Raw genomic sequence first — 15,131 nt, forward strand, 5'->3', positions numbered from 1 at the left:
GCACCGGAGCCCCCCGACGGATTTTTTGGACAGACGATGGCAGATAAGAGCTTCCTGACATGGCCCTTCTTCGACGACCGGCACCGCAACCTGGCGGTGCGGCTCGAGGACTGGTGCGCAGCCAACCTTCCGGTGGATCACGGCGAGGTGGACGAGGCCTGCAAGGCGCTGGTCGCGGCGCTGGGGCGGGATGGCTGGCTCAGGCATTCCGGCGCGGGCGAAGGCGAGGCACTAGACGTGCGCAGCCTCTGCCTGATCCGTGAGACGCTGGCGCGGCATGACGGGCTCGCCGATTTCGCTTTCGCGATGCAAGGGCTCGGGATGGGGGCGGTCAGCCTCTTCGGCACGCCGGAGCAGCGCGAATGGCTGGAGCGGACGCGCGCGGGCAAGGCGATCTCTGCCTTTGCGTTGACCGAGCCGGGCTCCGGTTCCGACGTCGCCAATACCGCCACGCGGGCGGAGCGGACGGCCATCGGCTGGCGGCTCTCGGGTGAGAAGACCTATATCTCCAACGGCGGCATCGCCGATCTCTACGTCATCTTCGCGCGGACAGGCGAGGCGCCGGGCGCCAAGGGCCTCTCGGCTTTCCTGATGCCCGCAACCGCGCCCGGCCTGGAGATCGCTGAGCGGATCGAGACCGTGGCCCCCCACCCCCTCGCCCGGCTCAGGCTCAACGGCGTGGAACTGCCAGAGGCGGCGCTGATCGGCGCGCGCGGCACGGGCTTCAAGATCGCAATGTCGGTGCTCGACGTCTTCCGATCCACCGTGGGCGCCGCTGCGCTCGGCTTTGCCCGGCGTGCGCTGGACGAGGCGCTGGCGCGCGTCACCTCCCGCCGCATCGCGGGCGCGCCGATGGCCGAGCTGCAGATGGTGCAGGGCCAGATTGCCGAGATGGCTCTGCAAATCGACGCCTCGGCGCTCCTCGTCTACCGCGCGGCCTGGGCCAAGGACGCCGGCGCCCCCCGCGTCAGCCGCGAGGCCGCGATGGCGAAGCTCCATGCCACTGAGGCCGCGCAGAAGGTGATCGACGCGGCGGTGCAGCTTCATGGCGGCGACGGGGTGCGCAAGGGCTTCGCGGTCGAGAGCCTCTACCGCGAGATCCGGGCGCTGCGGATCTACGAAGGCGCCAGCGACGTGCAAAAGCTGATCATCGCCCGCGCGGTGCTGACATGATCTGGCACCGTGAGATCCCGGTAGAGTTCAACCACTGCGACCCGGCCGGGATCGTCTTCTACCCGCGCTATTTCGAGATGACCAATTCGGTGATCGAGAACTTCTTCGCCGAGGTCCTCGCCTACCCCTATGCCCGGATCACGATGGACGAGCGCCACGGGGTCCCCACCGTCCGCATCGAGGCGGATTTCCAGGCCCCCTCCCGCCTCGGCGAGAGGCTCGATTTCGCGCTGGAGGTCGCCCGGATCGGCGGCGCCAGTACCACCTTCGCGCTGACCGCCTCGGCGAGCGGCACGACGCGCATGACCGCCCGGCTGACGCTGGTCTGGGTCACCCCGGAGGGCCGCGCCGCGGCCTGGCCGGAGGAGATCCGCACCCGTCTCGAAGCCTTCAGGGAGAAGACCGCATGACGACCCCGCACGAGATCCTTCACCCCAGCCACTGGAAGCGGACGCCGGGCTATTCGAACGGCATCGCGGCCTCGGGCCGCATGGTCTTCACTGGGGGCATCATCGGCTGGAACGCAGCGCAGGAGTTCGAGAGCGACGACTTCACCGCACAGGCCCGGCAATGCCTGGAAAACATACTGGCGGTTCTCGCCGAGGCCGGGGCGCGGCCGGAGCATCTGGTGCGGCTAACCTGGTATGTCACCTCCAAGGCCGAGTACCTCGCCAGCCTCAAGGGGCTTGGAGAGGCCTACAAGGCGACGATCGGCCGCCACTATCCGGCGATGGCCCTGCTTCAGGTCGCAGGCCTGGTCGAGGACCGCGCCAAGCTGGAGATCGAGGCCACGGCCGTGATCCCGGCCTGAAACCGAAAGATCAGAACGACGCGGCCGAATGACCGCGCAATGGGGAGATGAAGATGCAGCTCGGACCGACCGGACACAGCGACAGCTTCTGCCGGGACAACCTTCCGCCGATGGAGCTTTGGCCGGAGATCGACCTCACCGGGTTCGACTATCCGGACTGGCTCAACGCCGGGGTAGAGCTGACGGACGCGATGGTGGCGAAGGGCTTCGGCGACAATGTCGCCCTGATCGGCAATGGCCGGATCCGCACCTACAAGGAACTCGCCGACTGGTCGAACCGCATCGCCCATGCGCTGATCGAGGATTACGGTGTAAAACCGGGCAACCGGGTTCTGATACGATCCGCCAACAACCCGGCGATGGTGGCCTGCTGGCTTGCCGTGATGAAGGCGGGCGCGGTCGCGGTGAACACCATGCCGCTTCTGCGCGCGGGCGAGCTGAAAAAGATAGTCGAGAAGGCGCAGGTGAGCCATGCGCTCTGCGACACGCGACTTATGGAGGAGCTGGTCACCGCCGACAAGAACAGCACGGTCCTCGACCGCATGATCTCCTTCGACGGCACCGCCAACCATGATGCCGAACTCGACCGGATCGCGCTCTCGAAACCCGTGCGCTTCGACCCGGTGAAGACCGGGCGGGACGACGTGGCGCTTCTCGCCTTCACCTCCGGCACAACCGGCGATCCGAAGGCGACAATGCATTTCCACCGCGACCTGCTGATCATCGCAGATGGCTATGCCAGGGAAGTTCTCGGTGTGGTGCCTGAGGATGTCTTCGTAGGCTCCCCGCCGCTGGCCTTCACCTTCGGTCTCGGCGGACTCGCCGTCTTCCCGCTGCGCTTCGGCGCCTCGGCGGCGCTGCTGGAAAACGCCTCGCCTCCGAACCTGATCGAGATCATCCAGAAGCATCGTGCCACGATCTGCTTCACCGCCCCAACCGCGTACCGGGTGATGCTGCGCGCGATGGAGGAAGGCGCGGACCTCTCCAGTCTCCGTGCCGCCGTCTCGGCCGGCGAGACGCTGCCGGCGCCGATCTACGAGGAGTGGATGGAAAAGACGGGCAAGCCGATGCTTGACGGAATCGGCGCGACGGAGATGCTGCATATCTTCATCACCAACCGCTTCAGCGACAGCCATCCGGCCTGCACCGGGCGGCCCGTCTCGGGCTACACGGCGCAGATCGTCGACCGCGCAGGCAATCCGGTGCCGGTGGGCGAGATCGGCCGCCTCGCCGTGCGCGGACCGCTTGGTTGCCGCTACCTCGGCGCGCCGGAGAAGCAGGCGGAATACGTGCAGAACGGCTGGAACCTGACGGGCGACAGCTTTCGGCAGGACGAGGCCGGCTATTTCCACTTCGCCGCCCGGACCGACGGAATGATCGTCAGCGCCGGCTACAATATCGCCGGACCCGAGGTGGAAGCGGCGCTGCTTTCCCATGCCGCCGTCGTGGAATGCGCGGTGATTGGGGCGCCCGATCCGGACCGCGGCGAGATCGTGGAAGCGCATGTTGTTCTGGCGGCAGAGGCCGAAGCCGGGCCGCTGCTCGTCACACTCCTGCAGGATCACGTCAAATCGGTGATCGCGCCCTACAAGTACCCCCGCTCCATCGTCTTCCGCGCAGCCCTGCCGAAGACCGAAAGCGGCAAGATCCAGCGTTTCCGGCTGCGCGACTGACGCCCCGCCGCCTCAGCGGTGAAGCTTGTAGAGCCAGTTGAGGCCGAGCCGCAGCGGCAGGCTGGTGCGGATCGCCCGCGCGGTCGTCGGGTTGACATATTCGCGGTGGAAGAACAGCCGGATCGAGGTGTAGCCCGCCTCCGGCAGGCAGCCCACCACCTCCATGCCTTCCTTGTCCAGGAGGCCCACGCGGTAGCTGCGCGTGTTCTTCCAGCCCCGGTATTCGAGCCGGTGGAAGCGCTCGCGGCGGAACCGGCCCTTTCCCTTGCCCGCGTCCGAGACAAGCTCCGGGATCAGAATGGTGTCGCCGAGCATCGGAGTGCCGAGGAAGAACACGTTCAGGGTGGACCCGCGCTTCACGATCTGGCGCGGCAGGAACGCGTTGGGAAAGCTCGGCAGTTCGAAGAGCGGCGCGAGGCTGAAACGGCCCTGGCTCAGGCCCAGTGTCATGGCCTGGAACAGGCTGCGACGAAGCCGCCGGCCAAGATCGCGCGCAATCACGCCATAGGCGTTCTGACGCAGGTCGCGAAAATCGGCACGGTCAAGGTCGCTCGCCTGGCAGTCCCCGATCGCGGTCGCGGCGAGGATGGCCGGCTGGGGCGCCTGACTGCCGGCGCCGGGAGCGACGCGGCCACGCGCGCTCGGACCCGGTCTGGGCCCGGCCTTCGCCTTCGGTGGTTCCGTCCGCGCCGGGCGCGGCTGCGCCGAAGGCCGGGCCGAGGCGCGCGGAGCGGTCTTGGGCTGCGTCTTCGCGGCCGCCTTGGCGGCCGGGCGCGGAGATCCCTTCGGCATCGCGCTGGCCGAGGCGCGCAGTTTGCGGATCTGGTCATAGGCCGCGTTGATCCGCGCGACATGGGCCATCTTGGTGTCGCGCTCCATTCCCGAAAACCGATCGGGGTGGTGCCGGCGCACCGCCGACTTCCAGGCCCGTTCGACCTGGTCGAAGGGCGCATCTTCGGAAACGGACAGGACACCGTAGGGGTTCATGAGACCGACGCTCCGCGCAACTGCTCTGGTTCGACTTGAGGAATTTAGCGGACCAAATTGTGTCACAATAGTGCCGTAACATGGCTTTTTCGCGGCACCCGCCACGACTTCGCCGCAAAGACGGGGCACGCGCCACATTGTTGACCAAACAGCGCCGCTGCGCAGCAGCGGTAGTGGGCCGGGCCGCACGGACTCGGCCAAACGCCCCACCCCCACCGCCAGGGACGGACGGTGAGTCGCGGCGGGTTCAGTCGGGGGTATGGCGGATCAGGGGGCCGTGATCCTGGCGCGCAGCGGGGCCGTCTCCGCCCGCACGATCGTGTGGTAGAGCGCGTCGGCCATCTGCTGGCCGGTGCGGCTGCCAAGCTTCTGCGGCTCCATCATGTCGACGCGCAGGCTGAACGGCGTGCCCCCTTCCGGGGCGAGTTGGACGGCGGCGAGGTCGGCGTTGATCGCACCCTCGATCGCCTCGCGGTCGTCGTCGCCGAGCTCGGCCGCGTCCGCCACGATGACGAAGACGCCGTAGCCCGCGTAGGAAATGAACGGATGCGGCAGCTTCACATGGGCAAGGATTGCCTTGGCCGTGATCGTCAGGATTCGGCTGAAATCCTCCAGCGCGCAGCGCAGATGCAGGCTCGCGGCGTCGGGCACGCGGAAGGCCACGGCGGCAAGGTCCGTCGCCTCGGACCGGGAGAGCTGCAGCAGGTAGTTCTCCATCGCCGTGAGCTTCAGCGAACGGCGCACCCCCTCGATCTTCACCGGGTCGGAGAAAGCCGCCTGAGTCGTGGCCGGCTGCTCCACCACCGCGGCCTTCTTGCCGCCGGCGGGCTTTTTGCCCAGGTCGCGGGCGAACTGGCGCGCGCGGGAGATCAGTTCGGGCAGGTCGATCGGCTTGCTCATGTAGTCGGATGCCCCCGCGAGGAAGGCGTTCTCGACATCCTCCTTCTCCGAGGTGGCGGTGATCATCAGGATGGCGGTATCGCGATATTCCGGCAGCCGGCGGATCCAGCGGCAGAGGTAATCGCCCTCGATCTCCGGCATCCGCATGTCGATGAAACAGCAATCGAAGGGCGGATGCGCATCGACGATCGTCTGCGCCGCCTCCGGCGCAGAGGTTACCGCAGTGATGTCCTTGAACCCAGCCGAGGCCAGAACGGCCGTCAACAGCGAGAGGAACGTCGGATCATCATCGACGGCAAGGATCTTCATTAGTCGTCTTCTCCAGCGAACCCCGTACGGGGCCTTCTTCTCATTGGCCTCAGCGGCACGTCGGGCGCTTAGACCGTTTTCTGCGCCACCTCACGCGCGTCTGACACAAAACCCGCCGATCTCAAAGCCGATGCACCCATCCCCGGGCACCTATCGCTCCTGGCTGACTCGGGCTCGGACAGCCCCGACCAGCCAATACCGCCCGGCGACATCCCCACCTCGGCCAGGCGCGGCCGTCCCATGAATTTCCCCCTGTCTAGGCGCCGCCACCTGATGCTTGCGATGAATCTGCCACCGCCAGCGCCTGGAAAGCCGCGAAGAGTCGGGCCATCGGCCTACACTTGTAAGAAAACAACTCTCTGTCGTCCATGTCATGCACAATCATCGCCGTATCCGCCTCGAACACCAGAAGTCTGCCATCCGCAAGCTCGGCACAGTCGATACCCCAGTAATCAAGGCCAATGCGCTCCTGCATCGCGGCCAGCGCCCCGGCGTGGCGGCGGGCGAAGCCCGTATCGAAATCCTCGAACCAGGCGGCCTCCACCGCGCGGCGCCCGGCATGCGTCAGCATGCCCGAGGACAGGTAGTGAACGATCCAATCTTCCGACTGGGCGAGGTGGACCGGATAGGGTCTGCCGTCGACCAGCACTACCCGTGACTTCGTGAAAAGACCGTTGCGATCTCGATAGTCGATAAAGGGCGCGGCAAAAAATGCCTGATCCGGGCATTCCGCAAGGGCATCAGCCAGGGCCCCCGGCCCAGAAAGCCGCCGCATCCCGGCCCCGGCATGGCCACCGGCCGGGCGCAGAACGAGCGGCCAGCGCAAACCTGCGCCAAGGTCGGAGAGCGGCGCACCATGTGCCACGCGCGCCAGCGCCGGCCGCTCGGCCCGGACAGTCGAGGGGCACAGGACCCCCTCGATATCGGCGAACATCGCCGCCACCCCGTCCCGCGTCAGCGCCGCGATCCGCTCCGGCCGGCCGTTCAGGATGCGGTCGGGGTAAGCCCGCGCGAGCGTCTCGAACCGCGCCAGAAGCGGGCGGTGCCCGGTCGCCTCGCCCACTGCGAGAAGCGCCGCGTCATGCGCAGGAAGCGCCGGCAATTCGGTATCGGCCGCGTCGAGGTAGACCTGCCAGAGCACCGCGTCGGAGCCCGAGAGCAGGAAATCCACCGGCGTATTGGCCATGAATCCGCCCGGCGCCATGAAGGCGAGAATCCGCGGCCCGGTGCCATCGCCGTGGACCGTGGCAAAGCTGCGCCGGATCGCCAGCGCGTCGCGCTGCACCTGGTCGCCATCTGCCGCCTGCCCCCGACTGTAGAGGATCGAGGCCAGATCCATCAGCGCGCCGGCATCCCGCTCGCAGGCCTCCAGCCGGGCGAGAACCTGGTCGCTCTCCGCCCTGAGGTCCGAATGCTCGAAGGCGCGCCGCGCGATTGCGGCGACACCGATCGTGCGCGCCGCGGCCGGGATCCCGGCCGGGGCTGAGGCCTCGCCCGCGGCCTGGGTGTTTTGAACCGTCTCAAGCACGCTGGTTCCCTTCCGGAAGTTCGATGCCGGCCTCGGCCAGAAGCCTGGCCAGTTCAGCGAAGGCGCGGGCCGGCGGGGTCGCCTCGCCCTTGCGCTGCGACAGGAAGCGGGTGGCCGGGCCGAAGAAGCGGATCGCGGCGTCCACCTCCGGATCCGCCCCCGCGCGGTAGGCGCCGACGCGGATCAGATCCTCCATGTCGGCATATTTTCCCAGCGCCCGCCGCGCCGCCTGCATGATGCGGTACTCCTCCGGATGGTGGCAGTCCGGCAGCATCCGCGAGATGCTCTTCTGCACGTTCACCGCCGGGTAGCGGTCCTGCTCGGCGATACGGCGGTCAAGCACCACATGGCCGTCTAGGATGCCGCGCACGCTGTCGGCAATCGGGTCGTTCAGGTCGTCGCCATCGACCAGCACGGTATAAAGGCCAGTGATGTCGCCGGCGTCCTCGGTCCCCGGGCCGGCACGTTCCAGAAGGTGCGGCAACTCCGAGAAGACCGTCGGCGGATAGCCCTTGGAGGTCGGCGGCTCGCCGCCCGACAGCCCGATTTCGCGCTGCGCCATTGCGAAGCGTGTGACGGAATCGATCAGCAAAAGTACCTGTTTGCCCTGGTCGCGGAAATGCTCGGCAACCGCCGTCGCGGTCCAGGCCGCCTGACGGCGCATCAGCGGTGGCTCGTCGCCGGTCGCCACAACGACCACGGCGCGCGCCATCCCCTCGGGGCCGAGGTCGTCCTGGATGAAGTCCTGCACCTCGCGCCCACGCTCGCCGACAAGGCCGACCACGGCGACATCGGCATTGGTATGGCGCACCAGCATCGCCATCAGCGTCGATTTGCCGACGCCGGAGCCCGCGAAGATCCCCAGACGCTGACCGCGGCAGACCGGGGTGAAGATGTCCATGACCCGCACCTGGGTCTCCAGCTTCGCGCCCACCCGGCGGCGGTCGAGCGCGCGCGGCGGCGCGGCCCGGACCGTGCGGACATGCTCGCCCCTGCGGAACCCGGTGTCCTGCAGCGCCGGCCGGCCCAGCGCGTCCACCACCTGACCGATCCAGCTGTCGTCGGGATGGATCAGGTCCCCGTGCGGCTGCACCTCCACCCGGTCGCCGGCCGAGACGCCGTCCCAGCTCCCGAAGGGCAGGACGTGGGTTCCGTCGGCGCCGAAGCCCACCACCTCACCCAGGACCGGCCCACGACGGCCATAGACGAGGCAGCGCTGCCCGATCCCCATGACCCGCTCCAGCCCCGAGACGGCGAGCGAGAGCCCGGTCACCGAACGGACACGGCCGACTATCCTTGCCCCGTCGACGGAAGCCGCCGCATGGGAGAGGTCGAGAAAGGCGGTATTCACAAGAATAGCCTCTATCAATTCTTGTTCTGCATGCTATGTTAGCGAGGAATGCAAGGATAGGCAAAGATGAAACTCGACTCTCTCTCGCTTTTCCGCTTCGCGTCCGACCGGATGCAGTGGCTCAGCGCGCGTCAGAAGACGATCTCTGAGAATATCGCCAATGCGAACACCCCGGGCTATCGGGCCAAAGACGTCTCGTCCTTCCAGAGCTACGTCGATTCGGTGAACCAGGCGCAGCAAGACGGCCAGAACGCCGCCCCGTTCGGCACCGACGTGCCGGTCTCGACGGTTGACGCGCCCGACAGCTGGTCGACGACCATCAGCGGCAACACGGTCGTGCTGGAGCAACAGACTGTGAAAGCCAGCCAGACCGCGGCGCAGTACCAGCTCGCCGCCAATCTCTACCGCAAGGCCAGCGACCTGCTGACCACAGCGGTCACCGGGCAATAAGTGGACACAGGAGGCAGCACATGGATCCCCTTACCGCCATAGGCAGCATCGCCGCGAGCGGCATGAAGGCGCAGGGCGAGCGGCTCCGCGTGGTATCGGAAAACGTCGCCAACGCGGATTCGACCGGCACCACCCCCGGGTCCGATCCCTATCGGCGAAAGACGATCTCGTTCGGCCAAATGGTCACGGATTCCGGCGGGGACGTCGGGGTGAAGGTGACTGACGTTGGCCAGGACATGAGCAATTTCCGCCTGAAATACGACCCGGGCAACCCGGCGGCCGACAGTTCCGGCTACGTCAAGATGCCCAACGTCAACCCGATCATCGAGATGGCGAACATGCGCGAGGCGTCGCGCAGCTACCAGGCCAACGTGAACATGCTCGAGGCCGGCCAGAAGATGGAACAACAAATGATCGACCTGCTGAAATAGGACCTGAGACATGGCGATTTCCCCCACCATCATGCCATCCGGCCTCATCCAGGGGGCCTACGGACGCGCCCAGGCGCTGACCGGCGGGCCGGACAGCCCCGCGGCCCCCGGCCAGAGCTTCGCCGACATGATCGGCCAGGCGACCGCAAACGCGGTCCACACCGTGCGCGAGGCCGATGCCACCATCCAGGCCGGGCTTCAGGGCAAGGTCGGCACCCAGCAGATCGTCGAGGCAACGATGGCGATGGAGAACACCGTCAAGATGACGGTCGCCGTGCGCAACAAGCTGGTCGATGCCTACCAGCAGATCATGCAGATGCAGATCTAGGCGGCCGGCGGGATGAGCCAGGCCGATGTCTATACGATGCTGTCCGACACGATCTGGACCATCCTGATCGCATCTGGCCCGGTCATGGCATTGGCGCTGATCGTCGGCCTGGGCATCGCGGTGTTCCAGGCGCTGACCCAGATCCAGGAAATGACGCTGACCTTCGTGCCGAAGATCGTCGCCATCCTGATCGGGCTGACGCTCACCCTGCCCTTCATCTATGCCACGCTGCACAAGCTCTCCAACCGGGTCTTCGACCTGATCATGCACGGGGGGATCTGATGCGCCCGCCCGCCCTCCGCCATGCCACGGCGCTTTGCGCGGCGGCGCTGCTTGCCCCCGCCGTCGCGGGCGCGGAGGGCTGGGCGGGGTTCTACACCCCGATCGCGCCCGAGCAACCGCTGCGGCCCGCAGTCACTCTGGCGCCTCCGGCGCGGACGCCCGCGCGCGGGCAGCGCCCGGTCAATGCCTCGGACGCCTGCATCAGCGCGATCCTAGACGCCCAGGCCCGCTACAACATCCCCGACAACCTGCTTCTGGCCATCGGCCTGCAGGAAGCCGGCCTGCGCCGCAACGGACATTACACCGTCTGGCCCTGGTCGGTGAACGCCGCGGGCGACGGACGCATGTTCGGCACAGAGGCCGACGCGATGAAATGGGTGCAGAACCAGCAGTCTGTCGGCATCACCTCCATCGACGTGGGCTGCATGCAGGTGAACCTGCGCTGGCACCCCGATGCCTTCGCCTCGCTCGCCGAGGCCTTCGACCCGGTGGCCAACGTGGACTACGCCGCGCGGTTCCTTCTCGACCTGCGCCAGCGGACCGGGAACTGGATGACCGCCGCGGGATCCTACCATTCGCAGAGCGGGCCGGAGCGGTCGAAATACCTCGCTTCGCTGCAACAGAACCTCGCGGTGGCCAACACGCGCATCGCCACCTCCGCACCGCTCTCGGCGCTGGCCCCGACTGCCGTTGCCGCCCCCGCGCCGAGGCCAGGCAGCCTTCCCGCGCCGACGCTCGCCCTGGCCCCGGCCCCCGCCCCGGAGGAGCAGCCCAACATCGCATGGTCCGCCTCGCTCAGCGCGGCCAAGAACGGCCGGCGCCTGTCGATCTATTCCACCCAGGATCTGCAGCCGATCCTGCCCAAGTTCACCCAGGACTTCTAAGCCGATGAGCACGCAACGCACCAATGTGGGATCGGGCGCGGGAGCGGACCTGATCGAGGTCTGGACCCGGCTCGGCCTGCAGAACCGCGACATCGGCTTCGCCATCGGCGTGGTGATGGTCCTGGGCATGCTCTTCGTGCCCCTGCCGCCGCTCCTGCTGGATTTCGGGCTGGCGATCTCGATCTCGCTGTCAGTGCTGATCCTGATGGTCGCGCTCTGGATCCGGCGGCCGCTCGACTTCAACTCCTTCCCGACGCTGCTGCTCATGGTCACCATGCTTCGGCTGTCGCTGAACATCTCCTCCACCCGGCTGATCCTGTCGCGCGGCCACACAGGCCCGGGTGCGGCCGGCGGCGTGATCGAGGGCTTCTCGCGCTTCATCGTCTCGGGTGACTTCGCCATCGGGATCGTGATCTTCGCGATCCTGGTGGTGATCAACTTCATCGTCATCACCAAAGGCTCGACCCGCATCGCCGAGGTCTCTGCCCGTTTCTCGCTGGATGCCATGCCGGGCAAGCAGATGGCCATCGACGCCGATCTCGGTGCCGGCATCATCACCGAGGAGGAGGCGCGCCGCCGCCGCAAGACGCTGGAGGACGAGAGCGGTTTCTTCGGCGCGATGGACGGCGCCTCGAAATTCGTGCGCGGCGATGCGGTCGCCGGGTTGATCATCACCCTGATCAACATCGTCGGCGGGATCCTGATCGGGGTCATTCAGCACGGGCTGACGATCACCCAGGCGATGCAAAACTACACCACGCTGACCATCGGCGACGGGCTCGTGACCCAGATCCCTGCGCTGGTCGTCTCGCTCGCCGCGGGCCTGATCGTCACCAAGGGCGGCACCGAGGGCGCGACGAACGAGGCGGTGCTGGGCCAGCTCACCAGCTTCCCGAAGGCGCTCTACATGGCCTCGGCCCTGCTCGTCGGCATCGGCCTTCTGCCAAGCTTCCCGCTTCTGGTGTTCCTCGCCCTTGCCGCGCTGATGAGCGGGCTCGGCTACATGATGCAGCAGCAGACGGTGCGCAAGCAGGAGGAGGAAGAGACCGCCGACGCCCGCCGCAAATCAGGCGAGGCCGACCGGGCTGAGGAGTCGACCCAGAGCCTGCTGAAGCTCGACGACCTGAAGCTGGAACTCGGCAGCGGCCTTGTGCCGCTGATATCCTCGATGGACGCGGCCCTGCCGGGCAAGATCAAGAGCCTGCGCAGCCTCTTCGTGAAGGATTTCGGCTTCGTGCTGCCTTCGGTCCGGATCAAGGACAGCGCCAGCCTGCCCGGCAACACCTACGCGATCCTCGTGCAAGGGGTGGAGGCCGCCCGCGGTGAGGTTCGACCGACGGGCATGATGGTAATCGACCCGGCCGGCGGCACCATCGACCTGCCGGGAGAGCGCACGAAGGAGCCGACCTTCGGCCTTCCAGCACTCTGGATCGACCGCGCCCGCGCCGGAGAGGCCGAGAAGCGCGGCCATACCGTGGTCGACCCCGAAAGCGTCATCACCACCCATATGACCGAGGTCATCAAGGAGCATATGCCCGAGCTTCTGAGCTATGGCGCCACGCAGGAGCTCATCAAGAACCTCGATCGGGACTACCAGAAGCTCGTCACCGACATTACCAATCCCTCGCCGACGATCCTTCTGCAGCACGTGTTGCAGCGGCTCTTGGCCGAGCGGATCTCGATCCGCAACCTGCCGCTGATCGTGGAGGCGGTGGCGGAGGTCAGCTCCTCCACCACCAATGTGGCCACCATCACCGACCACGTGCGGGCGCGGCTGGCCAACCAGATCTGCAACGCGCTGACCGACGGTTCGGGCTTCGTGCCGGTCCTCGTCATGTCGGCGGCCTGGGAGAACGAGTTCACCGAGGCGATCAAGATCAACGGAAGCGAGCGCAGCCTGCTGATGTCGCCGCAGCGGGTGCAGGATTTCGTGCTCGACGCGCGCAAGGTGATCCAGCAATTCGCCGCGAAGGACGAATGGCCCGCGCTGCTCGTCACGCCCGAGGTGCGCAGCTTCGTCCGCTCCATGCTGGAACGCGTGAGCCCGATGACCCAGATCATCTCGCATAACGAGATCCACCGGAAGGCCGCGCTCCGCACGCTCGGCACGATCGGGGCATGAGGCGTGCTGCTGCAGGCCTATCTGGACGGCCAGCTCTTTGGCTTCCTTCTCGTCGTGGCACGGCTCGGCTCCACGTTGATGTTCATGCCGGGCTTCGGCGAGACGATGGTGCCGATGCGGGCGCGGCTGGCGCTTGCGCTGGTGATCTGCCTCGCGCTCTACCCCGCGACGCCGGTGCCGCCGATCGAACCCGCGAAGATCCGCTTGATGGTCGGCCTGCTGGCGGCGGAGGTCACCACCGGCCTCTGGATCGGGCTGGCGGCGCGGGCGCTCTATTCCACTCTGCAATTCGCGGGCTACCAGATCGGCCAGATCTCGGGGCTGGCCAATGCCTTCTCTCCCAGCCTAGGCTCGTTCCAGGGCTCGACCATGGTGGCCGAGGTGCTGATGGTCGCGGGGATAGCGTTGATCTTCGTGACCAACACGCATTTCCTGATCATCCGGGCGCTGCTGTTCTCCTACCAGGTGTTCCCGTTCGGTCACTTGATCCTGTCGGACATGGCCCAGCAGATGGTGAAGGCGGTCGCGGCAAGCTTCTACATCGGGCTGACGATCTCTGCGCCCTTCCTCATCATGGGGCTGCTTCTCAACCTCGGGCTCGGGCTCGCCAACCGGATGATGCCCAACCTGCCGGTGTTCTTCGTCGCCGGCTCCTCGCTGATCGCCGCCGCGCTGATCGTCTTCGCCATCGCGGCCCCCAGCATGCTGCGCGTCTTCCTCGGCCATTTCACCGACTGGCTGGGGACATTCACCCTGTGAGGCGCCATGGCTGAAGGCGACACCAGCGACCGCGAGTCAAAAACCGAGGCACCAACCCCCCAGAAACTGCGCAAGGCGCGCGAACAGGGTGACGTGCCGATCTCGCGCGAGACCGGAACGATGATGTCGGTATTCGCGCTCTTCGCGATCACCGTCTTCCTGCTGCCACAGATCGCGTCGCGGATCACCACCGGGCTTTCCGGGATCTTCGCCGATGCCGGACAGATCACCATCGGGGACGGCCATGCCGGGGTTGTCGATACCGGAAAGGTACTGAGCGCGCTTGGCACGACACTGGCATGGCCGCTTCTGCCGGTCTTCGGCACGCTGCTTCTGGCCGGCCTGGTCGGCGTGCTGATCCAGGGAGAGACGGTTGTCGCCGCCGAGCGGATCCAGCCGAAGTTTTCCAAGATCTCGCCCATGGGGGGGCTGAAACGGCTGTTCTCGCCCTCCGGCCTGGTCGAATTCGCCAAGAGCATCGCCAAGGTCACGATCGTTGGCCTCATCGCGCTGGCCGTCGCCCGCCGCGCGGTCACCGGCATCTGGCAGGGCCCCGGCATCCCGCCGGAGGCGCTCGCCCCCTACATCGCGCGCTACGTCAGCTATGCACTGCTGGCGACCACGGCCTTTCTGCTGCCGCTCGCGCTCGCCGACATGCTCTGGACCCGCTTCTCCTGGCTGCGCAACCAGCGCATGACCTTCAAGGAGATCCGCGACGAGCACAAAGAGAACGAGGGCGACCCGATGCTGAAGGGCCGCCGCCGCAACATCGCCCGCCGCCGCGCCCGCCAGCGGATGGCCCAGGCAGTGCCCAAGGCCACGCTGATCCTGACCAACCCGACCCATTTCGCCGTGGCCCTGCGCTACGAGCACGCGGTGGACGCCGCCCCCGTCTGCGTCGCCAAGGGCGCCGACCTCACCGCCCGCCGGATCAGGGAGATCGCACGCGAGAACGACATCCCGATTATCGAGAACAAGCCCCTCGCCCGGGTTCTCTACGACAAGGTGGAGGTGGACGAGACGGTGCCGATCGAGCACTGGCAGGCGGTGGCAGAGATCGTGGGCTACGTCCTCGACCTGCGCCGCAACATCCGCCGCAAGCCACCCGCCGGATCCGAGCTGCGCCGCGAGGCCTGAGCGCCC

At 67.1% G+C, this 15,131-nt stretch carries 16 protein-coding genes; 12 read left to right on the top strand and 4 right to left on the bottom strand.

Annotation, left to right across the window (positions count from 1 at the left end; genetic code table 11):
• Positions 1-36 precede the first annotated feature (36 nt).
• From EIP85_RS16350 to EIP85_RS16365, 4 genes are read left to right on the top strand one after another with little or no spacing between them, the layout of a single operon-like run.
• Positions 37-1,173: an acyl-CoA dehydrogenase family protein gene (locus EIP85_RS16350; protein ID WP_127903293.1), complete on the top strand. Its 1,137-nt coding sequence runs from the start codon at positions 37-39 to the stop codon at positions 1,171-1,173.
• Complete coding sequence (locus tag EIP85_RS16355) at positions 1,170-1,583, top strand: acyl-CoA thioesterase (RefSeq protein WP_127903294.1); 414 nt, start codon at positions 1,170-1,172, stop codon at positions 1,581-1,583. Before EIP85_RS16350 ends, EIP85_RS16355 begins: the two co-directional genes overlap by 4 nt.
• Positions 1,580-1,984, top strand: coding sequence for a RidA family protein (locus tag EIP85_RS16360; RefSeq protein ID WP_127903295.1), 405 nt, complete (start codon positions 1,580-1,582; stop codon positions 1,982-1,984). Before EIP85_RS16355 ends, EIP85_RS16360 begins: the two co-directional genes overlap by 4 nt.
• A 53-nt stretch (positions 1,985-2,037) precedes the next feature.
• Positions 2,038-3,657 carry an AMP-binding protein gene (locus EIP85_RS16365; protein ID WP_127903296.1) on the top strand — a complete coding sequence of 540 codons (1,620 nt, stop codon included), beginning with the start codon at positions 2,038-2,040 and terminating at the stop codon, positions 3,655-3,657.
• 12 nt (positions 3,658-3,669) lie between these two features.
• Here EIP85_RS16365 and EIP85_RS16370 read toward each other — a convergent pair whose 3' ends face one another.
• The 4 genes from EIP85_RS16370 to fliI all read right to left on the bottom strand — a co-directional run bounded on the left by EIP85_RS16370 (position 3,670) and on the right by fliI (position 8,732).
• Positions 3,670-4,644 carry a J domain-containing protein gene (locus tag EIP85_RS16370; protein ID WP_127903297.1) on the bottom strand — a complete coding sequence of 325 codons (975 nt, stop codon included), beginning with the start codon at positions 4,642-4,644 and terminating at the stop codon, positions 3,670-3,672.
• A 267-nt stretch (positions 4,645-4,911) separates the two neighbouring features.
• The gene (locus EIP85_RS16375; RefSeq protein WP_127903298.1) at positions 4,912-5,853 is read right to left on the bottom strand and encodes a response regulator; all 942 of its coding nucleotides are present in this window, start codon (positions 5,851-5,853) and stop codon (positions 4,912-4,914) included.
• 256 nt (positions 5,854-6,109) lie between these two features.
• A complete protein-coding gene (locus tag EIP85_RS16380; RefSeq protein ID WP_127903299.1) occupies positions 6,110-7,381 on the bottom strand; it encodes an ATP-grasp domain-containing protein in 1,272 nt (423 codons plus the stop codon).
• On the bottom strand, positions 7,374-8,732 hold the full coding sequence (fliI, locus tag EIP85_RS16385; protein ID WP_127903300.1) for a flagellar protein export ATPase FliI: 1,359 nt from the start codon (positions 8,730-8,732) through the stop codon (positions 7,374-7,376). The genes EIP85_RS16380 and fliI overlap by 8 nt, the downstream gene beginning before the upstream one ends.
• Positions 8,733-8,798: 66 nt before the next feature.
• Between fliI and EIP85_RS16390 the strand changes: the two genes are divergently transcribed.
• The 8 genes from EIP85_RS16390 to EIP85_RS16425 all read left to right on the top strand — a co-directional run bounded on the left by EIP85_RS16390 (position 8,799) and on the right by EIP85_RS16425 (position 15,125).
• Entirely contained in the window at positions 8,799-9,182 is a 384-nt protein-coding gene (locus tag EIP85_RS16390) for a flagellar basal body rod protein FlgB (RefSeq protein WP_127903301.1), read from the top strand.
• Between the two features lie 20 nt (positions 9,183-9,202).
• Positions 9,203-9,613 (top strand): flagellar basal body rod protein FlgC, encoded by a 411-nt coding sequence (flgC, locus tag EIP85_RS16395; RefSeq protein ID WP_127903302.1) that lies wholly within the window; start codon positions 9,203-9,205, stop codon positions 9,611-9,613.
• 10 nt (positions 9,614-9,623) lie between these two features.
• The gene (gene fliE / locus EIP85_RS16400; protein ID WP_127903303.1) at positions 9,624-9,941 is read left to right on the top strand and encodes a flagellar hook-basal body complex protein FliE; all 318 of its coding nucleotides are present in this window, start codon (positions 9,624-9,626) and stop codon (positions 9,939-9,941) included.
• Between the two features lie 12 nt (positions 9,942-9,953).
• Positions 9,954-10,223 (top strand): flagellar biosynthesis protein FliQ, encoded by a 270-nt coding sequence (gene fliQ, locus EIP85_RS16405; RefSeq protein ID WP_127903304.1) that lies wholly within the window; start codon positions 9,954-9,956, stop codon positions 10,221-10,223.
• Positions 10,223-11,107, top strand: a complete 885-nt coding sequence (locus tag EIP85_RS16410; RefSeq protein WP_127903305.1) for a lytic transglycosylase domain-containing protein — start codon at positions 10,223-10,225, stop codon at positions 11,105-11,107. Before fliQ ends, EIP85_RS16410 begins: the two co-directional genes overlap by 1 nt.
• A 115-nt stretch (positions 11,108-11,222) precedes the next feature.
• A complete protein-coding gene (flhA, locus tag EIP85_RS16415; RefSeq protein ID WP_241560068.1) occupies positions 11,223-13,229 on the top strand; it encodes a flagellar biosynthesis protein FlhA in 2,007 nt (668 codons plus the stop codon).
• A 3-nt stretch (positions 13,230-13,232) separates the two neighbouring features.
• Positions 13,233-13,988: a flagellar biosynthetic protein FliR gene (locus tag EIP85_RS16420; protein ID WP_127903307.1), complete on the top strand. Its 756-nt coding sequence runs from the start codon at positions 13,233-13,235 to the stop codon at positions 13,986-13,988.
• Between the two features lie 6 nt (positions 13,989-13,994).
• Positions 13,995-15,125, top strand: a complete 1,131-nt coding sequence (locus tag EIP85_RS16425) for an EscU/YscU/HrcU family type III secretion system export apparatus switch protein (RefSeq protein WP_127903308.1) — start codon at positions 13,995-13,997, stop codon at positions 15,123-15,125.
• The last annotated feature ends 6 nt before the right edge of the window (positions 15,126-15,131 follow it).

The sequence above is a fragment of the Solirhodobacter olei genome (assembly GCF_004010155.1).
Taxonomy (GTDB): Bacteria; Pseudomonadota; Alphaproteobacteria; order Rhodobacterales; family Rhodobacteraceae; genus Solirhodobacter; species Solirhodobacter olei.